The sequence below is a fragment of the Cognatazoarcus halotolerans genome (assembly GCF_009800965.1).
GTDB classification, from domain to species: Bacteria; Pseudomonadota; Gammaproteobacteria; order Burkholderiales; family Rhodocyclaceae; genus Cognatazoarcus; species Cognatazoarcus halotolerans.
Genome location: NZ_WUAF01000003.1, coordinates 56,787 through 76,361, shown reverse-complemented (window position 1 = coordinate 76,361; position 19,575 = coordinate 56,787). Strand labels below are relative to the sequence as shown.

General features: G+C 63.3%; 18 protein-coding genes. 11 read left to right on the top strand and 7 right to left on the bottom strand.

The genetic code is table 11. The features are described 5' to 3' along the window. The first annotated feature begins 49 nt into the window (after positions 1-49). Genes GQB03_RS05325 through GQB03_RS05310 form a run of 4 tightly spaced genes read left to right on the top strand, consistent with a single transcriptional unit; the run spans position 50 to position 3,062 of the window. Positions 50-841 carry an ABC transporter substrate-binding protein gene (locus tag GQB03_RS05325; RefSeq protein ID WP_159685679.1) on the top strand — a complete coding sequence of 264 codons (792 nt, stop codon included), beginning with the start codon at positions 50-52 and terminating at the stop codon, positions 839-841. 24 nt (positions 842-865) lie between these two features. Then, entirely contained in the window at positions 866-1,552 is a 687-nt protein-coding gene (locus GQB03_RS05320; protein WP_159685677.1) for an ABC transporter permease, read from the top strand. Further along, entirely contained in the window at positions 1,549-2,274 is a 726-nt protein-coding gene (locus GQB03_RS05315) for an ABC transporter permease (RefSeq protein ID WP_159685673.1), read from the top strand. The genes GQB03_RS05320 and GQB03_RS05315 overlap by 4 nt, the downstream gene beginning before the upstream one ends. Before the next feature lie 23 nt (positions 2,275-2,297). Beyond that, positions 2,298-3,062 (top strand): ABC transporter ATP-binding protein, encoded by a 765-nt coding sequence (locus tag GQB03_RS05310; RefSeq protein ID WP_159685669.1) that lies wholly within the window; start codon positions 2,298-2,300, stop codon positions 3,060-3,062. A 64-nt stretch (positions 3,063-3,126) separates the two neighbouring features. On the opposite strand, the gene GQB03_RS05305 is transcribed toward GQB03_RS05310, so the two are convergent. After that, entirely contained in the window at positions 3,127-4,584 is a 1,458-nt protein-coding gene (locus tag GQB03_RS05305; protein ID WP_235026959.1) for a DegQ family serine endoprotease, read from the bottom strand. Between the two features lie 149 nt (positions 4,585-4,733). Here GQB03_RS05305 and GQB03_RS05300 point away from each other — a divergent pair, with 149 nt between their 5' ends. From GQB03_RS05300 to GQB03_RS05285, 4 genes are all read left to right on the top strand, one after another. Next, positions 4,734-5,588 (top strand): fumarylacetoacetate hydrolase family protein, encoded by an 855-nt coding sequence (locus GQB03_RS05300; RefSeq protein ID WP_159685665.1) that lies wholly within the window; start codon positions 4,734-4,736, stop codon positions 5,586-5,588. 969 nt (positions 5,589-6,557) lie between these two features. Continuing rightward, a complete protein-coding gene (locus GQB03_RS05295) occupies positions 6,558-7,472 on the top strand; it encodes a hydrogen peroxide-inducible genes activator (protein ID WP_159685661.1) in 915 nt (304 codons plus the stop codon). Positions 7,473-7,674: 202 nt separating this feature from the next. Continuing rightward, on the top strand, positions 7,675-8,145 hold the full coding sequence (locus tag GQB03_RS05290) for a Dps family protein (protein ID WP_159685657.1): 471 nt from the start codon (positions 7,675-7,677) through the stop codon (positions 8,143-8,145). Positions 8,146-8,185: 40 nt separating this feature from the next. After that, positions 8,186-9,328: an FAD-dependent oxidoreductase gene (locus GQB03_RS05285; protein WP_159685652.1), complete on the top strand. Its 1,143-nt coding sequence runs from the start codon at positions 8,186-8,188 to the stop codon at positions 9,326-9,328. Between the two features lie 65 nt (positions 9,329-9,393). Here the strand turns inward: GQB03_RS05285 and GQB03_RS05280 are convergent, their stop codons facing one another. From GQB03_RS05280 to GQB03_RS05260, 5 genes are all read right to left on the bottom strand, one after another. Further along, positions 9,394-9,987, bottom strand: a complete 594-nt coding sequence (locus GQB03_RS05280; protein WP_200832116.1) for a DUF924 family protein — start codon at positions 9,985-9,987, stop codon at positions 9,394-9,396. Continuing rightward, positions 9,980-12,529, bottom strand: coding sequence for a DNA topoisomerase III (locus GQB03_RS05275; protein ID WP_159685642.1), 2,550 nt, complete (start codon positions 12,527-12,529; stop codon positions 9,980-9,982). Before GQB03_RS05275 ends, GQB03_RS05280 begins: the two co-directional genes overlap by 8 nt. Positions 12,530-12,676: 147 nt before the next feature. After that, positions 12,677-13,138, bottom strand: a complete 462-nt coding sequence (locus GQB03_RS05270; protein WP_159685637.1) for a DUF494 family protein — start codon at positions 13,136-13,138, stop codon at positions 12,677-12,679. Positions 13,139-13,147: 9 nt separating this feature from the next. Then, positions 13,148-14,284: a DNA-processing protein DprA gene (gene dprA / locus GQB03_RS05265; protein ID WP_235026958.1), complete on the bottom strand. Its 1,137-nt coding sequence runs from the start codon at positions 14,282-14,284 to the stop codon at positions 13,148-13,150. Continuing rightward, a complete protein-coding gene (locus tag GQB03_RS05260; RefSeq protein ID WP_159685633.1) occupies positions 14,262-15,290 on the bottom strand; it encodes a LysM peptidoglycan-binding domain-containing protein in 1,029 nt (342 codons plus the stop codon). Before GQB03_RS05260 ends, dprA begins: the two co-directional genes overlap by 23 nt. 178 nt (positions 15,291-15,468) lie before the next feature. Between GQB03_RS05260 and def the strand changes: the two genes are divergently transcribed. The 3 genes from def to htpX all read left to right on the top strand — a co-directional run bounded on the left by def (position 15,469) and on the right by htpX (position 17,892). After that, complete coding sequence (gene def / locus GQB03_RS05255; RefSeq protein WP_159685629.1) at positions 15,469-15,972, top strand: peptide deformylase; 504 nt, start codon at positions 15,469-15,471, stop codon at positions 15,970-15,972. Between the two features lie 49 nt (positions 15,973-16,021). Then, positions 16,022-16,951 (top strand): methionyl-tRNA formyltransferase, encoded by a 930-nt coding sequence (fmt, locus tag GQB03_RS05250; protein ID WP_159685624.1) that lies wholly within the window; start codon positions 16,022-16,024, stop codon positions 16,949-16,951. A gap of 89 nt (positions 16,952-17,040) precedes the next feature. Continuing rightward, complete coding sequence (gene htpX / locus GQB03_RS05245) at positions 17,041-17,892, top strand: zinc metalloprotease HtpX (RefSeq protein WP_159685620.1); 852 nt, start codon at positions 17,041-17,043, stop codon at positions 17,890-17,892. Here htpX and GQB03_RS05240 read toward each other — a convergent pair. Next, positions 17,889-19,307, bottom strand: a complete 1,419-nt coding sequence (locus GQB03_RS05240; protein WP_159685616.1) for a hemerythrin domain-containing protein — start codon at positions 19,305-19,307, stop codon at positions 17,889-17,891. The two genes, htpX and GQB03_RS05240, sit on opposite strands and share 4 nt — an antisense overlap. Positions 19,308-19,575 lie beyond the last annotated feature (268 nt).

Genomic DNA, 19,575 nt, shown 5'->3' with positions numbered 1-19,575 from the left:
GCTCCGCGCTGCATGCACACCGGCGCTGCACACCGGAACGGAGAAAACGATGATCAGGAAAATTCTGCTGCTGGCCGGGCTCGTCCTGGCAGGCCAGGGCGCGTTGGCGAAGGACTGGGATCAGATCCGCTTCGCCACCGAAGGTGCCTATCCCCCGTTCAACGTCACCGCGCCCGACGGCTCGGTACAGGGTTTCGATGTCGACATCGCGAACGCCCTGTGCGCCGAGATGAAGGCGAAATGCAGCTGGGTCAAGCAGGAGTGGGACGGCATGATCCCGGCCCTGATGAGCCGCAAGTTCGATGCCATTGCCGCTTCGATGTCGATCACCGCCGAGCGCCGGAAGAAGGTGGATTTCACCGACAAGTATTACGCCACGCCACTCGCCCTGGTGGCCCGCAAGGGCTCGCCCCTCAAGCCCGACCTGACGGCCCTCAAGGGCAAGCGTATCGGCGTGCAGCGTGGCACCGTCGCCGACAATTTCGCGGGCCGCTTCTGGGCCGACCACGGCGTGGAACTGGTCCGCTATGCCAAGCAGGAAGAAGCCTATCTGGATCTCGCAACCGGTCGCATCGACGCAACCTGGGTCGATGCCCTCGAGGCGGATGCGGGCTTCCTCACCAAGCCAGCCGGCCAGGACTATGACTTTTCAGGCAGCAAGATCTACGGCCGCAACGCCGACGAAAAGGCGGTGATCGGCGAAGGCGTCGGTATCGCGGTGCGCAAGCGCGACACCGAGCTGCGCGACAAGCTCAACAAGGCGCTCGCCGCGATCCGTGCCAACGGCACCTACGAGCAGATCCGCAAGAAGTACTTCCCCCACGACATCTACGGCGAGTAAGCCCGCCCCGGCTGGGCCGACAGGATGCTTCAAGGCTACCTCGTCTCGCTGCTCGAGGGCGCATGGCTGACCCTCCAGGTGGCCGTGCTGTCGCTCGTGCTGGCCTTGCTGCTGGGGCTCGTCGGCGCATCGGCCAAGCTCTCGCGGATCGCCCTGCTGAGGATTCCCGCGCTCGCGTACACCACCGTGGTGCGGGGCATCCCCGATCTGGTGATGATGTTGCTGGTGTTCTACGGCGGACAGATTGGCATCAACGAGATCACCGACCGGCTCGGGTGGGACTATGTCGACGTCAACCCGTTCGCCGCCGGCGTGGCGACCCTCGGCTTCATCTTCGGCGCCTACTTCACCGAGACCTTCCGTGGCGCCTTCCTCGCCGTACCGGCCGGACAGCTCGAGGCCGGCTACGCCTACGGCATGACCCGCTGGCAGGTATTCCGGCGGATCCTCTTCCCGCAGATGCTGCGCCACGCCCTGCCCGGCCTCGGCAACAACTGGCAGGTGATGCAGAAGAGCACTGCGCTGGTCTCCATCATCGGCCTCTCGGACCTCACCTGGTTGGCTGACCAAGCCGGGCGCAGCACCCACCAGCCCTTCCTGTTCTACGCCGTGGTGTGCGTTTTCTACCTCGCCATGACGGCGGCGTCGAGCGTGTTCTTCCGTCACCTCGAGCGGCGCTTCAACGTCGGCGTAAGGCGGGCCGCGGCATGATCGAGTGGGCGGTGATCACCGACAATCTGCCGGAATACGCGGCCGGCCTGTGGCTCACCCTGCAGCTCACCTTTCTGTCGCTGTGCGCCGGGCTGCTGCTCGCCATCCCGCTGGCGGTGCTCCGCAGCTCCGGCCCGTCCGCGGTTTCACGGATGGTATGGGCCTACACCTATTTCTTCCGCGGCACACCGATGCTGGTGCAGTTGCTGCTCATCTATTACGGGCTCGGCCAGTTCGAATGGATACAGGCACGCTGGGCCGAGGGAAATCCGCTCTGGCTGGTGCTGCGCGAACCCTATGGCTGTGCGCTGATCACTTTCACGCTGAACACCTGTGCCTATACCACCGAGATCATTGCCGGCGCGCTGCGCACCACGCCACACGGCGAGATCGAGGCGGCCCTTGCCTGTGGCATGAGCCGGCTGACGATGATCCGCCGCATTCTCGTTCCGGGCGCGCTGCGGCGCGCCCTGCCGGCGTACAGCAACGAGGCGATCTTCATGCTGCACGGTACCGCGATCGCCTCGACCGTCACCCTCGTCGACATCACCGGCGCGGCCCGCAATGCCTATTCTCAGCACTTCGCGCCCTTCGAAGCCTTCATCTTTGCCGGCCTGATCTACCTATGCATCACATTCGCCCTGGTCGGCCTCTTCCGGCTCGCCGAGCGGCGATGGCTGAGCCATCTGCAACCGCGCAAAGCGACCGCAACGAGACAATGAACGATGCCCCTCGAGGACAGGACATGACCCAGCTTTCCGTCGAAGACCTGCACAAGCGCTACGGCGATCACGAAGTGCTCAAGGGCGTCTCGCTGGATACCGAGGCGGGCGACGTGGTGAGCATCATCGGCTCGTCTGGCTCGGGCAAGAGCACCTTCCTGCGCTGCATCAACTTTCTCGAGCAGCCCGACGCCGGTCGCATCACCGTCGCCGGCGAAGAGATCCGGCTGACGCCCGACCGAAACGGCCATCTCAAGGTGGCGGACGCGAAGCAGCTGCAACGACTTCGCACCCAGCTGGCGATGGTGTTCCAGCATTTCAACCTGTGGGCTCACATGACGGTACTCGAGAACGTCACCGAAGCGCCGACCCACGTCCTCGGGCTCGGCCGGAAAGAGGCACGCGAACGCGCCGAGGCCTACCTCGACAAGGTCGGCATCATCCGTTTCAAGGACAGCTATCCTGCGCACCTCTCGGGCGGCCAGCAACAACGTGTGGCGATCGCCCGTGCGCTGGCGATGGAGCCGGCGGTGCTGCTCTTCGACGAACCCACCTCGGCGCTTGATCCGGAGCTCGTCGGCGAAGTGCTCAAGGTCATGCGTGGTCTCGCGGAAGAGGGACGCACCATGGTCGTCGTCACCCACGAGATGGGCTTTGCCCGCGAGGTCTCGAGCAAGGTGATGTTCCTGCACCAGGGTACTGCCGAAGAATACGGCCCGCCCGCCGAGGTCTTCGGCAACACCCGCAGCGAAAGGCTCAGGCAGTTCCTGTCCGGCAATCTCAAATAGACCCGGGCAGAATGTGAAACGGCCCCGTATCAACGGGGCCGTAGCGATTCCGAAGCGGGGCGGCTCACTCGAGCCTGATCGGCACGAAGATGCGGCTCGACCCCCGCTGGACGAGCAACGCAAAGCGCTTGCCGGCCGCTGACAACAGTTTCCGGAACTGGGCGACACCGGTAATCGGCTGATTGTTGAGCGCGAGCAACACATCGCCCGGCTGCAACCCGGCACGTGCCGACGGCCCCTCGACGGACTCGATTACCAAGCCACCGCCTTCGATGCCGAGCTGCGCCGCCTCCTGGCCGGACAGCGGGCGTGCCGACAGTCCGAGCTTGCCGCCAGCATCCTCCCCCTTCCTGCCCGCCGAGGCTTGCTCTTCACCGCCCATCGCTCCGAGCGTGACCGACACCTCCCGGGCCTTGTTATCCCGCCAGATGCCGAGTCGGGCACGGGTTCCGGGGCGCAGGTCGCCGATCATTCTCGGCAGGTCCGAACTCTCGCCTACCTTCTCGCCATTGACCGAAAGGACCACGTCACCCGCACGCAGGTCGGCCCGCGCAGCCGGACTGTCCGGCTCGACGCTGGCAATCAGCGCGCCGTTCGCATCTGGCAAGCCGAATGACTGGGCGAGGTCCTTGTCGACACCCTGGATTGCCACGCCCAGCCGGCCGCGCTGAACCTTGCCGTACTGCCGCAGCTGCTCCTTGACCTTCATCGCCACGTCGATCGGAATCGCAAAGGAAATGCCCATGAACCCGCCCGAGCGCGAGTAGATCTGCGAGTTGATGCCAATCACCTCGCCGGCCAGATTGAACAGGGGGCCGCCTGAGTTGCCAGGGTTGATCGCGACATCCGTCTGGATGAACGGGACGTAGTTCTCGTCCGGCAGGCGACGGGCCTTGGCCGAGATGATGCCGGCGGTGACCGTGCTTTCGAACCCGAAAGGCGAACCGACGGCCACCACCCATTCACCCACGCGCGACTGCTCCGCGTCGCCGATCCTGACCACGGGCAAGCCGCTGGCGTCGACCTTGAGCAAGGCAACGTCGGTCCGCTTGTCGACACCAACCACCTTCGCCCTGAATTCGCGCTTGTCGGTGAGCTTCACGGTTACCTCGCTGGCATCGTCGACGACATGCGCATTCGTCAGCACGTAGCCATCTCCGCTGACGATGAAACCGGATCCCACACCGCGCTGTACCGGCCCGTTCCCGCCGCGCGGACCGCTGCCGGGCGGCATCTGCGGCAAGGGCACGCCGAAGCGGCGCAAGAAATCGTAGAAGGGATCGTCCGGAGACACGCCACCCCGCGCGATCTGCTGGGTCACGCTGATATTGACCACTGCCGGGCCAACCTCGCTGACCAGGTCCGCAAAATCCGGGAGCCCGTGGCGGCCGGCGAGCGACGCCGACGCGCCTGCCGTGGCGGCATTGGCGGGGGCGACAAGCCCCGGAACCGGCAGGGTCAGGCCGAACGCCAGAGCGAGACTGCCCAGGAACGGGGCAATGCGGGTCATGCCATCTTTCATGATTTCTCCTGTCTTGCGACGATAGCCGACGCGATCCGGTGGCAGAGCCGGTCGCGCAGTCCTGCGGACCACAAACTGGGGGCAGCGGCGGTGATTGTCAAGCCGTCCGGGCAGGCTGCTAACATGGCGAACGAGCTGGAGGAGCGATTATGCGATTACTGCGGTGGGGGGCGCCTGGCGCCGAGAAGCCCGGCCTCGTCGATGACGAGGGAATCGAACGCGATCTCTCCCCATGGCTGCAGGATCTGGATGCCTCGGCGCTCGAGCCCGCAGTGCTGGCGCAGCTGTCCGCACGGTCCCCCTCCGGGCTGCCGCGGCTCCCACCCGACAGGCGCATCGGCGCCTGCGTACCGAACGGCGGCAAGATCATCTGCGTCGGCCTGAATTACGCCGATCACGCACGCGAAGCCGGCATGGCGATTCCAACGGAGCCGGTGCTGTTCATGAAGGCTTGCCGACCCAGCGGCCCCACTGACCCGATTCAGATGCCACCCGGCCACAGCAAGGTGGACTGGGAAATCGAACTCGCAGTGATCATCGGGCGCGAGGCAATATGCGTCAGCGAAAGCGAAGCGCTCCAACACGTGGCCGGCTATTCGACCTTCATCGACATGTCGGAACGCAGTTTCCAGCTTGAACGCGGCGGACAATGGGTCAAGGGCAAGAGTTTTCCCGGCTTCGCGCCGATCGGCCCGTGGCTGGTCACTCCGGATTCGATGGAGGACCCTGCTGCGCTCGATCTGTGGCTTGATGTGAATGGTGAGCGCGTGCAGGCGAGCAACACGGCACAAATGATATTCCGCGTACCGCGCCTGATCAGCTATATCAGCCACTTCATGCCGCTCTATCCGGGTGACGTGATTGCCACTGGCACACCGCCGGGCGTGGGAATGGGCTTCGATCCGCCGCGTTGGCTCGAGGTGGGTGACAGTGTGACGGCGGGCATCAGTGGTCTCGGCGTTCAGCAGCACCGCTGTATCGAGTGGGCCGGCGCGATTAACTGAAGCTCAGACATTGGACCTGAGGCTGAGGTGGGCACGCGGCGGCGCCTCGTTCGGCGGGCTTGCGTTGCGCTCGGACCCGAACCACGCGAACACACCTCCAGGCACCGCCCAAACAGGTCCGTGCCACCCGGCGCCACCTCGGGCGCCAGTCCCGCTCACCAGGGCCTCTGCACAATCCGCGCATCCGACGATGCCAGCCCGGGTCGTAACCGATCTCCGATCGGAGCGAAACCGTGCTGAAGGTCGGCCCGTACTTCGTCAGCCCGAGCCATGATCCTTTCGCCATATAAGGCTTGCCAAGGGGCACACCCAGGGCTTGACATGCGTGCTGTCGATCTTCCGGTCGATGACGCTTGCGCAAACCGCATTCACCCACCCGACCATGGTTGCCACCGCAATTGATACTCCCGCCCTTTCAAGCGGATCGCCTTGTGGCAGTTTTGGACTCCGGAATAGCCAGGCACCGGCCAGGACAGCGAATCGATAGGTGAGTGGGCGAGGCTGCGGCGCACGGATCACGTAGTGGCTCACGAGCGCCGCGAAAAGCCGACTTTCAAGCTGGAAGGCATTTGCGGGCAAGGGTCCGGATTGTGGATCCGGCGCTGCTGCAGGCCCGACTCGACCCGGGATCGACGATGTGTGCTACATCGCCGTGGCGTTCGAAAAGTGTTGGCTGTCGCCAGGCGTGCGACACGCCAACACGCCGGCTCTGGTGGTGCTCGGGTTGCAAGTTGGCAAAGACCCGTGGAGCAAGCCGCACCGCTTCGCCAGAACAGCTGTGGCAGGAGATGATATTGACCGCACCCAGACACGCATTCGAGCCGATCGGGACAAGTGCGTCAGCCACTGAATACGCTTTTTGCATTTTCAGAGGGCGGAATATCGCTTCCGCGACCATGGACCCACACCTGCAACTGCGCTGGAGTAAGATTTGATCGATAGCCTGAAACTTCTGCGGAACGCATTTCGATGACCTTGACCGATCTGAGATACCTTGTTGCCCTCGCGCGCGAACGCCATTTCGGACGTGCGGCCGAACGCTGTCATGTGAGCCAGCCGACCCTGTCGGTGGCGATAAAGAAACTTGAGGAGCAGCTCGGCGTGCTGCTTTTCGAGCGTAGCGCGGCCGATGTCAAGATCACCGGGATCGGCCGCCAGATCATCGAACAGGCCGAACGGGTACTGCTCGAAGCCGCGCAGATCAAAGAGATCGCAGCATCGGGCAAGGATCCCCTGACCGGGCCGCTGCGGCTGGGGGTGATCTACACCATCGGCCCCTATCTGCTGCCCAGGCTGATTCCGCTGATGCACGAAATGGCACCTCGAATGCCGCTGATAATCCAGGAGAACTACACGGCGCGGCTGACCGATGCGCTCAAGCGTGGCGAACTCGACGTGATCATCATCTCGCTGCCTTACGAAGAGCAGGGCATCGTCACGCAGGTGGTTTACGATGAACCTTTCCGGGTGCTCATGCCCGCCGAGCATCGATGGCGTACGAGCAAGGCGATAGAACCCGAACTCCTTGCCGACGATCAGTTGTTGCTGCTTGGTGCGGGTAACTGCTTTCGCGACCAGGTTCTCGAAGTGTGCCCACACTGCAGGACGAGCAGCGGCCTGCAGCGCACGCTCGAAGGCAGCTCCCTGGAGACGATCCGCCACATGGTGGCAACCGGAATCGGTGTCACCATCCTGCCAAGCTCGGCCGCCGACGAGTTGCCCGAGCAGAATGCGCTGCTGACGGTACGCCCCTTCGCCGACCCTCAGCCTGCACGACGCGTAGCCATCGCCTGGAGGGTGACATACCCTCGCGGCGGAGCGATCGACGTGTTGCGCAAGGCGATACTCGGAAGCACGCTGCCCGGCGTCACACCGGTCACCTGAACCTCCGGCACGGCCATAAACGCGACCGGTCGATGGAACCCTGAAGCCCTCGGCCACTCTGATAGCGTGACCGCATCCCGGTGATCCGGATTCGCAATTGGGAAAATCCGGGCCCGCGCAATAAGATGAATCATCGCTTCCGTTAGCTAGTTCCGGGCAGGAACCAGGCGGACAACTCAAAATCAACGGCAAGGAGCATTTCATGGATATCAATATCGGCATCAGCAAGAACGATCGCTCGAGGATCGCGGAAGGCCTCTCGCGCCTGCTTGCGGACAGCTACACGCTCTATCTGACGACCCACAACTTCCACTGGAACGTGACCGGTCCGATGTTCAATACGCTTCACCTCATGTTCGAGGCGCAATACACCGAACTGGCGCTCGCAGTTGACGTAATCGCCGAGCGCATCCGCGCACTGGGCTTCCCCGCGCCCGGCACCTACAAGGCCTTTGCGGCACTTACCAGTATCGATGAGCCCGAAGGTGTGCCTGACGCTAAGACCATGATCCGCCAGCTCGTCGCCGGCCAGGAAGCCGTGGTACGGACTGCACGCGGCCTCATGGACGCGGTCGGCGAGGTCCACGACGAGCCGACTGCGGACCTGCTGACACAACGGATGCAGGTGCACGAAAAGAATGCCTGGATGCTTCGCAGCCTGCTCGAGGATTGACACGGCACTTCCGGATCACGCCGGGAGAAAGGAATGAAATGTGGGTGCAGCACCGATCCTGATCGTCGGTGCCGGCATTGCCGGTTACACCTTGGCGCGCGCGCTCCGACGCCGTGACGCCACGATCCCGATCGGTCTGCTGGCCGCCCACGACGGAGACGTCTATCCGAAATCGGCCTTGCCCTACGCGATGGGCGCAAACCGCCGTCCCGTGGAGCTCGTTCAAGCCACCGCACGCATGATGCAGGATCGCTTGGGGATCACGATCCACCAGCACAGTCCCGCGCATTCAATCGATATTGGCGCATCGGAAGTCGTACTCAAGACATCACGGCTCCCATTCGGTCAGCTCGCCCTGGCTCTTGGCGCGGAGTTGCCCAAACCCAGGCTTGCAGGCGATGCAGCAAGTCGTGTCCTGACCGTAAACCGGCTCAGTGACTACGCCTATCTGCATCACCAGCTGCAGGGTGTCCGTTCGCTTGTTCTGATCGGCGCCAGTGTGCCGGCATGCGAGTTTGCCAACGACCTGGTGAGTAGCGGCTACACCGTCACGATGGTCGACCCCGCACCCTATCCGCTTGCAGATCGTATCCCTACTCTGGCAGGCCAGCGCCTGATGGCCCGTCTGGCACATGCTGGCGTACGCATGCTGATGGACGATAGAGTCGTTCAGATCGACTCCCGGGGAGACAGCGGTTTCGTCATTCGGACCGCAGGAGGTTCGGAACTCGACGCCGACATGGTTTTCGCCGCCCCCATCCCGCGGGCACGCACCGAGCTTGCGGCAGCTGCGGGAATCAAGGTCGGCAAGGACGGAATCCGGGTAAGCGACCGACTGCTCACTTCCACATCCGGTATCTACGCCCTCGGGGCCTGTGCGGCGCTTCCAGGACCGATCCATGCGGCTTCCGTCGATGCCCAGGCCGAAGCACTTGCCGCCACGCTGCTCGGCACACCGACCCGACCGGATCCTCGACCCATCCCCTTGCGCCTGAATACGCCGGCCTGCGCCATGGTGCTGATGGCCCCGCCTCACGTACCCGGCGAATGGCACGAAAACGCCAACAAGCGGGGCGTGACGGCCCTGTTCCATGACATGCGCGGGCAACTCAGGGGTTTCGTGCTCGAAGGCGGAGCGGTCGACAGCCGCGATCGCTGGCTGGCAAAACTGACGATTGCCTGAGTCCGCGAACGCGGGTCACTCATCGCCCGACACTGCGGATACCCGAATGCCGTCCCGAAAACGGGCTAGAAACCCGAACCCGGCCTCGCAAGATATTCGATCTCCGCCGGCGTGGAGACCCGGCCGAGTATGCGATTGCGATGCGGAAATCGACCGAACTGACGAATCACATCGCGATGTCGATGGGCATACTCGAGATACCCTGTGAATTCGTTGCCGTGCCTGCTCAGATCATCGAACAGCGCCACCGCCCGATCCTGGTCTGCCATTGACTCCGAATGCTCGAAAGGCAGGTACGCAAAAACCCGTTCGAGCGGCTCCAGCGACATATCCCCTCCATCCGCGAGCAACTCGACGGCAAGCGTCCGTGCCAGCGCATCACCCGCGAAGGCCTTCGGCGTATCACGGAAGACGTTGCGGGTGAACTGGTCCAGCAGGACGATCCCGGCAAGGCGCTCGCGCGCGCAGACGCAGACAGGCGCCGCCCCCTGCCGGAAAACATCGTCCAGCAGGTAGCCAAAACTCGCCCGGAGCATCGCATCGAAGTCGGGATCCTTTGCAAACCAGTGCTTGAGGGGCGTCAGCCTCCCGGTCACACTGTCGCGAGGAAACCAGAAGGCCAGTACCGCTTCCGGATCCCACCGCTTCAAGTCATTCACCGGTCGCCCTTTTCCGCTTCGGTGCCGGTTTCTTCGTGGCGGGCGCCTGGGTTTTTTCAGTGGCATTCTTGGCGGCAGTCGCTGCCTTGGGTGCCCTTGGCTCGAACTCGAAGCCTACCTTGCCGCTCGAGGCATCCCATTTGAGAAAGGCCGAGAACTTGCGGTTGGTCCGCGCCGATACAAAGCCCCTGAGCAGATCGGTCTTGCCTTCCGCGAGCAGTTTAGTCATCTGCCCACGTTCAATCGGTTGCTGCAGGATGATCTTGCCCGAGCGGAAATCGCAACTCTTTTCCGGCCCGACAGACTTTTCGCATACATACGACATGCCGTGCTCGAATACCCGCGCAGCGCATTTCGGACAGGCCCCGAGACTTTCCTGACTCGAGAAATCGACCGGCTCGGCGTTCTCGTCTTCCTTGGGCTGGCCGAAATCGAAGGTCGGCTGCTTGTCCTCGTTGAGCTTGATCTCGGCGTTGAAAAGACGCCCCATCTTGTTGCGAAAACCCATCAGCGGGCCAACCTTGCCTTCAGACAGGAGGGTCTCGATCTCATCGAGTTCAAACTGCCGCCCAGCCACGATCTTCCAGGCGCTCCAGTCACAGGCCTGGCAGGCAAATTTCTTGTAATTCTCCTTCACGACACCACCACACTTGGGACAAGGGGTCCTCAGGGTGGCAAAGTTTCCTGGCACCGTGTCCGACTCGTAGGCCTTGGCACGCTCGACGATCTCGCGCGTCATTGCCTGGATATGATTCATGAACTCGGTCCGCGACAGGGCGCCGCGTTCCATCTGGGCAAGCTTGTATTCCCACTCGCCGGTCAGCTCCGGGGAGGAAAGCTCGGTGATGCCGAGGCCACGAAGTAGCGTGATCAGGGAAAACGCCTTGGCCGTGGGAACCAGCTCACGGCCGTCTCGCGTCATGTAGTTTTCGCCGATCAGGTTCTCGATGATCTGCGCCCGGGTCGCCGGCGTGCCGAGGCCGCGACCGGCCATCGCCGCCCGTAACTCCTCGTCGTCCACCATCTTGCCGGCACCTTCCATGGCCGACAGCAGCGTCGCTTCATTGAAACGGGCTGGTGGCTTGGTCTGGAGCGCCTTGATCAGGATGTCCTCGGTACTGACCTGCTCGCCGGCCTTCACGGCGATCAGCTGCGCACCGCCATCCTTGTCGTCGCCAGCTGCCTCCTTGCCATATACCGCAAGCCAGCCGGGGTTGACCAACACCTTCCCTTCTGTCTTGAAGGCCTCGCCTTCGACGCGGGTGATCCGCGTGGTCACCTGGTACTCCGCAGGTGGAAAGAACACCGCGAGAAAACGCCGCGTCACAAGATCGTAGATCTTCTGCTCCGCTTCGGTCAGGTTCTTTGGCTGCGTACCGGTGGGGATGATCGCGAAGTGGTCTGAAATCTTGGCATTGTTGAATATCCGCTTGTTCGGCTTGACCCAACCGTGCTCCACGATCTTGTTCGCGAACGGCGCATAGTCGGCCGGCAGGCCGGCCAGAACCTGGCCGACGGTGCCGATATAGTCCTCGGGCAGCGCACGCGCGTCGGTACGAGGATATGTCAGGACCTTGTGCTTTTCGTAAAGCGCCTGGGCAAGGCCGAGCGTATTGCGGGCCGAGAAACCGAACCGGCCGTTGGCCTCGCGCTGCAGCGAAGTGAGGTCGAAGAGCAGCGGAGAGAGCTGCGTCGATGGCTTGGCCTCCTCCTCAACCGTGCCGATCTTGCCCTCGCACTTCGCCTTGATTGCTTCGGCCTGCGCCTTTTCCCACAACCGGCTGGCCGCGGCATGCTCGTCGCCCTCGGGTTTCTTGAACTTCTCGTCGAACCACCGTCCGGCATAACTGCCCTCACTGGCGCCGAAGGTCGCGTCAAGCTCCCAGTAATCCCGTGATCTGAATGCACGGATCTTCTCTTCGCGCTCGATCACCAGCGCCAGCGTCGGGGTCTGCACGCGCCCGACCGTTGTAAGGTGGAATCCTCCGGTCTTCGAGTTGAAGGCCGTCATCGCGCGGGTGCCATTAATGCCGATCAGCCAATCGCTCTCGGCACGGGACATCGCCGCCTGTCGCAGCCCTTCCACCTCGTCGGCACTGCGCAACTGGGCAAACCCGTCGCGGATGGCCGCCGCAGTCATCGACTGCAGCCACAAACGCCTGATCGGTTTGGTGGTCTTGGCGTGCTGGGCGATGTAATTGAAGATCAACTCGCCCTCACGCCCCGCATCGCAGGCGTTGATGAGGCCGGTAACGTCCTTGCGCTTGATCAGCCGCGAAAGCAGTTTCAGACGATCATCGGTCTTTTCGATCGGCGACAGGGCGAAGTGCGGCGGAATCACCGGCAGATGGGCAAAAGACCACTTGCCTCGCTTGACCTCGTACTCCTCCGGAACGGTCAGCTCGAGCAGATGGCCCACCGCGGACGAAAGAACATAATCGTCCGACTCGAAGTAGTCCTTCTCCTTGGTGAAGCCGCCCAGCGCACGCGCGATGTCCTGCGCAACCGAGGGTTTCTCCGCAATGATCAGTTGTTTGCTCATGCCGTGGCTGACAGGGGCACCGAAGGACGGTTCCCGAATGGGTTGTAAAAGCACGGCATGATAAGGAAGGCGCCGCAACGCATGCAAGCCGGCCCGGACAGGCAGGTCCGCCGGAGCATGCAAAAAAGCGCGCCGGACGGTAGGCGCTTACTGGTAGGTAAGCGCGAGATCTTCGTCTTCTTCGGTGAGCAGTTCGTCGAGGATCAGGGTATCGATCGACTGTTCCTGCTGCCACAACACCATCAGCACGATCACCTTGAGCCGCGAGCGCGTCAAACGATGGTCGGACAGCGCCATCGCCCGTTCGATGATCATCTCGCGCGTCAGCGCATCGAGTACGCCTGCGTTCTCGAGAAAGGTCAAAAAGCCGCGGCATTCGGCATCGAGCCGCCGCATCTCCTCATCGGCGTAGACACGCACCGAGTCGCTGTCGCTGCCGATATCGGGAATCGAAATTTCGCCGCGCAGCCCTTCGAGCCAGCTGAGCGCTTCGGAAATCTCTTCTTCCTCGAAGCCCGCGGCGGAGAGCTTGCGGGCGAGCTGATCCGATTCCGGACACGCACCGGCATGGACATAGGTTTCGAACAAATAGACGAGGATATCGAACATGGCCTTTGCTCACACATGAAGACGTTGGAACCGGCCACCCGGCAAGCGGCTGACCCGCCCATCTAGTTCCATGGTCAAGAGCATGGCCGACAGCGTCTCGGGCGTCAACCCGCTGCGCTGCAGCAAGGTGTCGAGGGTCACGGGGTCATGACCGAGGGCCGCGAGCAATTTGGCTGCGTCCGGCGCATCGTCACCGCCCCGGTCAACCGCCGCGTCAGCGCCACCCTGAGGCGTCTCGCGGTGGGGCCAACACAGCTCCTCGAGGACATCCTCGGCGGTTTCGACGAGCTTGGCGCCGTCCCTGATCAGACGGTGACACCCCTTTGAAAGTGGCGAATGTATCGAACCGGGAATCGCGAAGACCTCGCGACCCTGCTCGGCGGCCAGCCTCGCGGTTATCAGAGACCCACTGCCGATCGCGGCCTCGACCACCAGAACGCCACGCGAAAGTCCGGCAATCAAGCGATTTCGCCGCGGAAAGTGATGTTGCAGCGGTTGGGCCCCGAGCGGATATTCGCTCACGACTGCACCTTCCGCTGCAATCCGACGGGCCAGCGCTGCATTGCGTGCCGGGTAGATGCGATCAGCCCCGGTCCCAATCACTGCGACCGTAGCGCCCTCGGCCTTGAGCCCACCTTCATGCGCGGCCGCATCGATGCCGATTGCCAGACCACTCACTACGCACAGGCCGGCGGCCGACAGCGCAGCAGCGAACGCACGTGCGTCGGCCAGACCCTGCGCCGTCGCCGAGCGCGCACCGACCATCGCGATCGATGGTGCGGAAAGCAACTCGATACGACCCTTCACGTAGAGGAGCGTCGGCGGGTCGGCCATTTCGAGCAGGCTTGCCGGATAGGCCGGATCAGCGAGCGTAACGATGTGGTTGCCGCCTTCGTCGAGCCAGGCGAACGCATCCTCTATCTGCTTGCTGCTGTCGTGTTCGAGCAGGCCGTATGCAGCCTTTGCCCCCACCAGGCGCTCGAGCGCCCCCCGATCAGCCGACAGAATGTTGCCCGGCAGGCCATAAGCGCTCAGCAACTGGCGTTGGCGGCCCCCACCAACGCCGGGGGCCAGCGTCAGCCGCAACCAGTCCGCAAGTTCGCGCCTCGAATCCGACCCGCGCTCAGGGCTGCCGGACCGAATCACCGACGGTCACCGGGCCATCGCTCTCAAGGATCAGGCCGTAGGAGACACGATCGAAAGTCCGGAACACGAACACCAGACCCGAGCGCTTCTCGGGGAGTTTGTAGGTTTGCTTGCCTTCCGCGTCACGGTAATCGACCGAGCCGCGCTCACGATAGAGTGCCAGCACATGACCGACTTCGGCGCCGTCACGCTGTCCGAAGCTCAGCGAAATCACGTTGTTGCGGCCGGCCTCGTCTACACCGTCATAGATGGACACCACGCGCGCCTCGACTTTCGATTCAGGCGCATGCGGCACATAGCTGAAGAACTCGCTTGCCACTGCGGGCGCCAGCAGATCGTCCCGTCCCACCTCCTGATAGGCTTCGCTGAGCCGCAGCGTTGCAGGGGAGCCGTCTGCAATCACCTGTGCGGCACCGAGATGGAAGGCCTCGTAAGCCAGAATCTCGCCAGTGAGCGGGTCCTTGAGCGCCTTTGCCGGCCGATAGACCTGCCATGAGCCGATGCCCGGTTTCACGTTCTTCGCGAAAACGGTATCACCCGGCCCCGCGTAAACACTCTTCTCGTCGACCGCGATGATCGTTGCCGACTGCGCCAGCACGCCATCGTCGACAACCAGAGGCCTCGTCAGGAAAGGTTTGATCGCCGCCAGCGAAATGCTTGGAACAGGCGTACCCAGCTGCTCGGAGTAGGCCTGCGGGAAGCGCTTCTCGTACAGCGAGCCGACCGGCTTGCCAAGGCGAAGATATGGGCCGCTCCGGTCGAGATAGACGATCTGCCCCGGATAGATGAGGTGCGGATTGCGGATCTGGTCGCGGTTCATTCGCCACACCTCCGGCCAGCGCCATGGCTGCTTGAGGAAGCGGCCCGATATGTGCCAGAGCGTATCTCCGCGCTTCACCACATAGCTGTCGGGCGCGTTGTCGGCGAGCGTCACCGGCGCGGCAACCGCCCCCAGCGGCAGCAGGGTGGCAATTCCTAGCAACAGAGGGAATATAATGCGAATCATTGCGCTCGCTCTCGAGGTGAACATGGAACCCCGGCTCCATGTGGAAATCAAATCGTGGCGCGACCGGGGCATCAAGAGGCCGGCACCGCCATCGGGTGCATTCGTTCCGACTGCACGCCTCCGGTTCTCGCAAATTGCATGAGATTCTGCATCCAAATACTTAACGCAGCAAGCAAAAATGGCTCTACTCCCCATCCTTCGATACCCCGACGAGCGGCTTCACACCAAGGCGAAACCGGTCCCGCAAGTGGATGATTCGATCCGCAAACTTGTCACCGACATGGCCGAGACCATGTACGAGGCGCCGGGCATCGGCCTGGCCGCCACGCAGGTAAATGTGCACCTACGGGTTGTCGTCATCGATACCAGCGAGGACAGATCGAAGCTGCTCGCCTTCATCAATCCCGAGATCGTCGAGCGATCGGGCGAACAAAGCTGCGAGGAGGGCTGCCTGTCGGTGCCCGGCATTTACGAAACGGTCACCCGCGCCGAACGGGTGAAGGTAAGGGCGTTAGACGAAAAGGGCGAAGCCTTCGAACTCGAGGCAGAGGGCCTGCTCGCGGTCTGCATCCAGCATGAGCTCGATCACCTCGATGGCAAGGTCTTCGTCGAATATCTCTCGCGCCTGAAGCTGAACCGGATCAAGAGTCGGCTTGCCAAGAAGTCCCGCATCACTGCCTGAACGCCAGTCTCAATGGGCGACGTCGGGCCAGCATCACCGGACCCAGAAAATGAAAGTAGCATTTGCCGGAACCCCTGAATTCGCTGCTACGGCACTTCGTGCCATTCTTGCTGCCGGACACGAGGTGCCCCTGGTACTGACGCAGCCGGACCGCCCGGCCGGACGCGGGATGAAGCTGCAGCCGAGCCCGGTCAAGCAGCTCGCGCTCGAGCATGGTATTCCGGTGGCCCAACCGCAGCGGCTTCGCAGCGAGGTCGAACGCGCAGCGCTTGTCTCCGCAATGCCGGATGTTCTCGTCGTGGCTGCCTACGGCATCATCCTGCCGCAGCCCGTTCTGGACCTGCCCCAATATGGCTGCCTCAACATTCACGCCTCACTGCTGCCGCGCTGGCGCGGCGCGGCGCCGATCCACCGAGCGATCGAAGCCGATGACCGGGAAACCGGCATCACCATCATGCAGATGGATGCGGGGCTCGACACCGGCGCAATGCTCCTGCGCAAGCCGATCGCGATCCATCCGGACGATACGACCGGGAGTCTGCATGACCGGCTGGCCGTTCTCGGCGGAGAACTGATCGTCGAGGCGCTGGCACGGCTGCCTGGTGGACTCGACGCCACCCCGCAGCCGCCCCAGGGCGTGACCTACGCGCACAAGATCGGCAAAGCGGAGGCGCGGCTCGACTGGCGACGCAGCGCAACCGAGCTCGCCTGCGCGGTACGCGCGTTCAATCCGTTTCCGGGGGCCCAGGCGCTGTTCGACCAGAACGCAGTAAAGATCTGGCATGCCTTTGCCACGACAGGCCAGGGGGAGCCCGGCGAGATCCTCGCCTGTGACGAAACCGGCGTGACCATCGCCTGCGGCGATGGAGCACTGAAGTGCACCGAATTGCAGCGCCCCGGGGGTCGGCGCCTCGATGCACGACAGTTCGTGCAGTCCGGTGGACTCATACCCGGAATGCGTGCTGAATCTACGCCGTAACCAGCAGTTACATCGACGTCGTTGAATTTTCCGGCGTAACCCTGATCTGAGGCTACGATTGGAAACTCGTTAAAGGACGGAACACGACCATGTTCGGAAACTGGGTCAAGACATCAATCCTGATGGCTGGCATCGTCGCGCTGTTCGGCGCGGTGGGTGGCATGCTTGGTGGCCAGCAAGGCATGCTGATCGCGCTGGTGTTTGCGGGTGGAATGAACGTATGGGCATACTGGTTCTCGGACAAGATGGTGCTGCGCATGTACAACGCGCGGCAGGTGGACGCCACCAGCTCGCCCTATCTCTACAACATGGTGAAGGAACTGGCCGGCCGGGCGGGCCTGCCGATGCCGAAGGTATACGTCATCGACGAGGCCCAGCCGAACGCTTTCGCCACCGGACGCAATCCCGAGCATGCCGCGGTGGCGGCCACCACCGGCATCATGCAGATGCTTTCCGAGCGTGAGCTCCGCGGCGTGATGGCCCACGAATTGGCACACGTGCGCAACCGGGACATCCTCATTTCGACCATCTCCGCGACAGTCGCTGGCGCGATCTCCTCGCTGGCACAGTTCGGCATGTTCTTCGGCGGTTCGCGGGACGGGGAGGATCGACCCAACCCGATCGTGGCGATCATCATCATGATCCTTGCGCCACTGGCTGGCATGCTTATCCAGATGGCCATCTCGCGTACCCGCGAGTTCGGTGCGGACCGCGGTGGCGCCGAGATCTCCGGCGACCCTCAGGCGCTGGCCAGCGCGCTCGCCAAGATCGATGCCTATGCTCGCGGGATTCCGATGCATACCGCCGATGCCCACCCCGAAACGGCGCAGATGATGATCATGAATCCGCTCTCGGGCGGCGGTCTCCGGGGGCTGTTCTCGACCCACCCGGCCACCGAAGAGCGGATCGCGCGACTGAACGCGATCGCGGCCGGTCGCTAGGAGCCAGGTCCGAGACGCCCGACGGCCCGGTCACCCGACCGGGCCTTTTCGCTTTTTGGCAGATCCGGCGCCGCGACATTCTCGGTGGCCGCGATCCGCGGCAGTACCACGCGAAAACGGCTTCCCTGATTCAGCGCACTTTTTACCTCGATCCGCCCGCCATGAGCCAGCACCACCTGTCGCGCCATGGTCAGGCCAAGCCCGCGCCCGCCCTCGGCCGATCGGGTCGTAAAGAACGGCTCGAAGATCCGGTGCTGAACGTCGTCCGTCATGCCGCATCCATTGTCGATGATGTCCACCCAGACCTCTTCGCGCTCCCGACCTGCCAGCACCCGGATCGCCCCACGCGCCCCGACCGCACGGGCGGCATTGTCCAGCAATGCCTGGAAGGCCCGCTGCAACCTCGACCTGCTCAACCGGACCGGCGGCAGGGTGTCCCAGTTGCATGACACCACCAGGCCAGGCGCCCTCGCGCAGGCGCTCGCGGAGACGGCCGCCTGCAGTACGTTCTCCAGCCGCCCAGGCTCGGTTGGCGGCACTTCCAGCCCGGCCATGTCGCGCATTGCCGAAGCGATTCCGGTCAGCCCTTCCACTTCCTTGCCGATCTCGCCGAGCGCGCTGACGAATTCGTTGCGGACCGCGTCGTGCCCGGAATCAGCCTGGGCGCTGTCGGACGCGAGCAGCTTTTCCGCGCAGCCCCGCAGGGCCTCGAGCCTCGATGCAGCACGAGCCAGTGGCGCATCAAGCCCGTCCGCCAAACAGACCGCGAAGTGGCCGAATGCATCAAGCTTCCCAGCTTTCGAAACTGCGTGCCCGACAAGCCCCGGCGTGGCAACGCAGGTCTGCCCTTCCCGCTCCACCGCAACCGACGCGGCATTCCGTTCGGTCACCGCATCAAGCAGGACGCCCACCGCGTCGAGCACTGCCGCAGTTCCTGGATCGGACGGCACTGCATGCAGAACGAACGCCTCCGCCGGTTCGACACCGGAACCTATCGCGCGAATCTGCCGTGTCATGGCCTGATCGGCGTCGAGTATGTGAACGCTCAACCAGCTCGCGATGAACCGTAGCAGTAGCGGTGCCGACCTTGCGTCATCGCTCAGCGCGGCAATGCGCATCCGCTCGATCTCAACCAGGAAAGCCGCATGTGCCTTGCAATGCGGCACGGCGTGCCGCGGGTCGACACGCGCTTCGCACATCAGCGTCTCTTCGCCGGCGAAATGAAAGCTGACGTATCGGCTGAAGCCATCCAGCACCCGCTCGACGGTCTGCACACTGGCACCCTGCGTCGACGCGACCCGATTGCCGAGCAGGTTGATCAGCTCGACAAGGCGGTGATGCTGATCGTCAATGCTTTCCAGACCGGTTTCGAAATACGACGACCATTCGAGGAAATGTCCGGCCGTATCGCTCATTCCGCGTCCTCTCGGACCAGCCTGGCACGGGAACGCTTCGGTTGGACATCTCGGTAGCCGTACCGCCTCGTCCGAACCCCTGTCGAGTCATCGGCGCCGGATCTGAAGCCTGCGCGGTAGAAGGTGGAGAAATTCCGGCGCACGATGCACGCCGGCACCGCCGTGGCAGAGCGTCCGTGACTGGTGGAAACGACGACAGGGGTTGCGGACGGCGGCGTGGACATCGGAATGACGGCGATCCTGCAGGGCGATGTCATAGCCTATCGGC

Bases quoted from the DNA above. Each gene is read 5' to 3' on its own strand.
- GQB03_RS05275 (WP_159685642.1), bottom strand. From the start codon at position 12,529: ATGAGCAAACAACTGATCATTGCGGAGAAACCCTCGGTTGCGCAGGAC.
- GQB03_RS05260 (WP_159685633.1), bottom strand. From the start codon at position 15,290: ATGATTCGCATTATATTCCCTCTGTTGCTAGGAATTGCCACCCTGCTG.
- GQB03_RS05300 (WP_159685665.1), top strand. From the start codon at position 4,734: ATGCGATTACTGCGGTGGGGGGCGCCTGGCGCCGAGAAGCCCGGCCTC.
- GQB03_RS05290 (WP_159685657.1), top strand. From the start codon at position 7,675: ATGGATATCAATATCGGCATCAGCAAGAACGATCGCTCGAGGATCGCG.
- htpX (WP_159685620.1), top strand. From the start codon at position 17,041: ATGTTCGGAAACTGGGTCAAGACATCAATCCTGATGGCTGGCATCGTC.
- GQB03_RS05310 (WP_159685669.1), top strand. From the start codon at position 2,298: ATGACCCAGCTTTCCGTCGAAGACCTGCACAAGCGCTACGGCGATCAC.
- GQB03_RS05320 (WP_159685677.1), top strand. From the start codon at position 866: ATGCTTCAAGGCTACCTCGTCTCGCTGCTCGAGGGCGCATGGCTGACC.
- GQB03_RS05305 (WP_235026959.1), bottom strand. From the start codon at position 4,584: ATGAAAGATGGCATGACCCGCATTGCCCCGTTCCTGGGCAGTCTCGCT.
- GQB03_RS05270 (WP_159685637.1), bottom strand. From the start codon at position 13,138: ATGTTCGATATCCTCGTCTATTTGTTCGAAACCTATGTCCATGCCGGT.
- GQB03_RS05240 (WP_159685616.1), bottom strand. From the start codon at position 19,307: ATGAGCGATACGGCCGGACATTTCCTCGAATGGTCGTCGTATTTCGAA.
- GQB03_RS05295 (WP_159685661.1), top strand. From the start codon at position 6,558: ATGACCTTGACCGATCTGAGATACCTTGTTGCCCTCGCGCGCGAACGC.
- fmt (WP_159685624.1), top strand. From the start codon at position 16,022: ATGAAAGTAGCATTTGCCGGAACCCCTGAATTCGCTGCTACGGCACTT.
- GQB03_RS05325 (WP_159685679.1), top strand. From the start codon at position 50: ATGATCAGGAAAATTCTGCTGCTGGCCGGGCTCGTCCTGGCAGGCCAG.
- GQB03_RS05315 (WP_159685673.1), top strand. From the start codon at position 1,549: ATGATCGAGTGGGCGGTGATCACCGACAATCTGCCGGAATACGCGGCC.
- def (WP_159685629.1), top strand. From the start codon at position 15,469: ATGGCTCTACTCCCCATCCTTCGATACCCCGACGAGCGGCTTCACACC.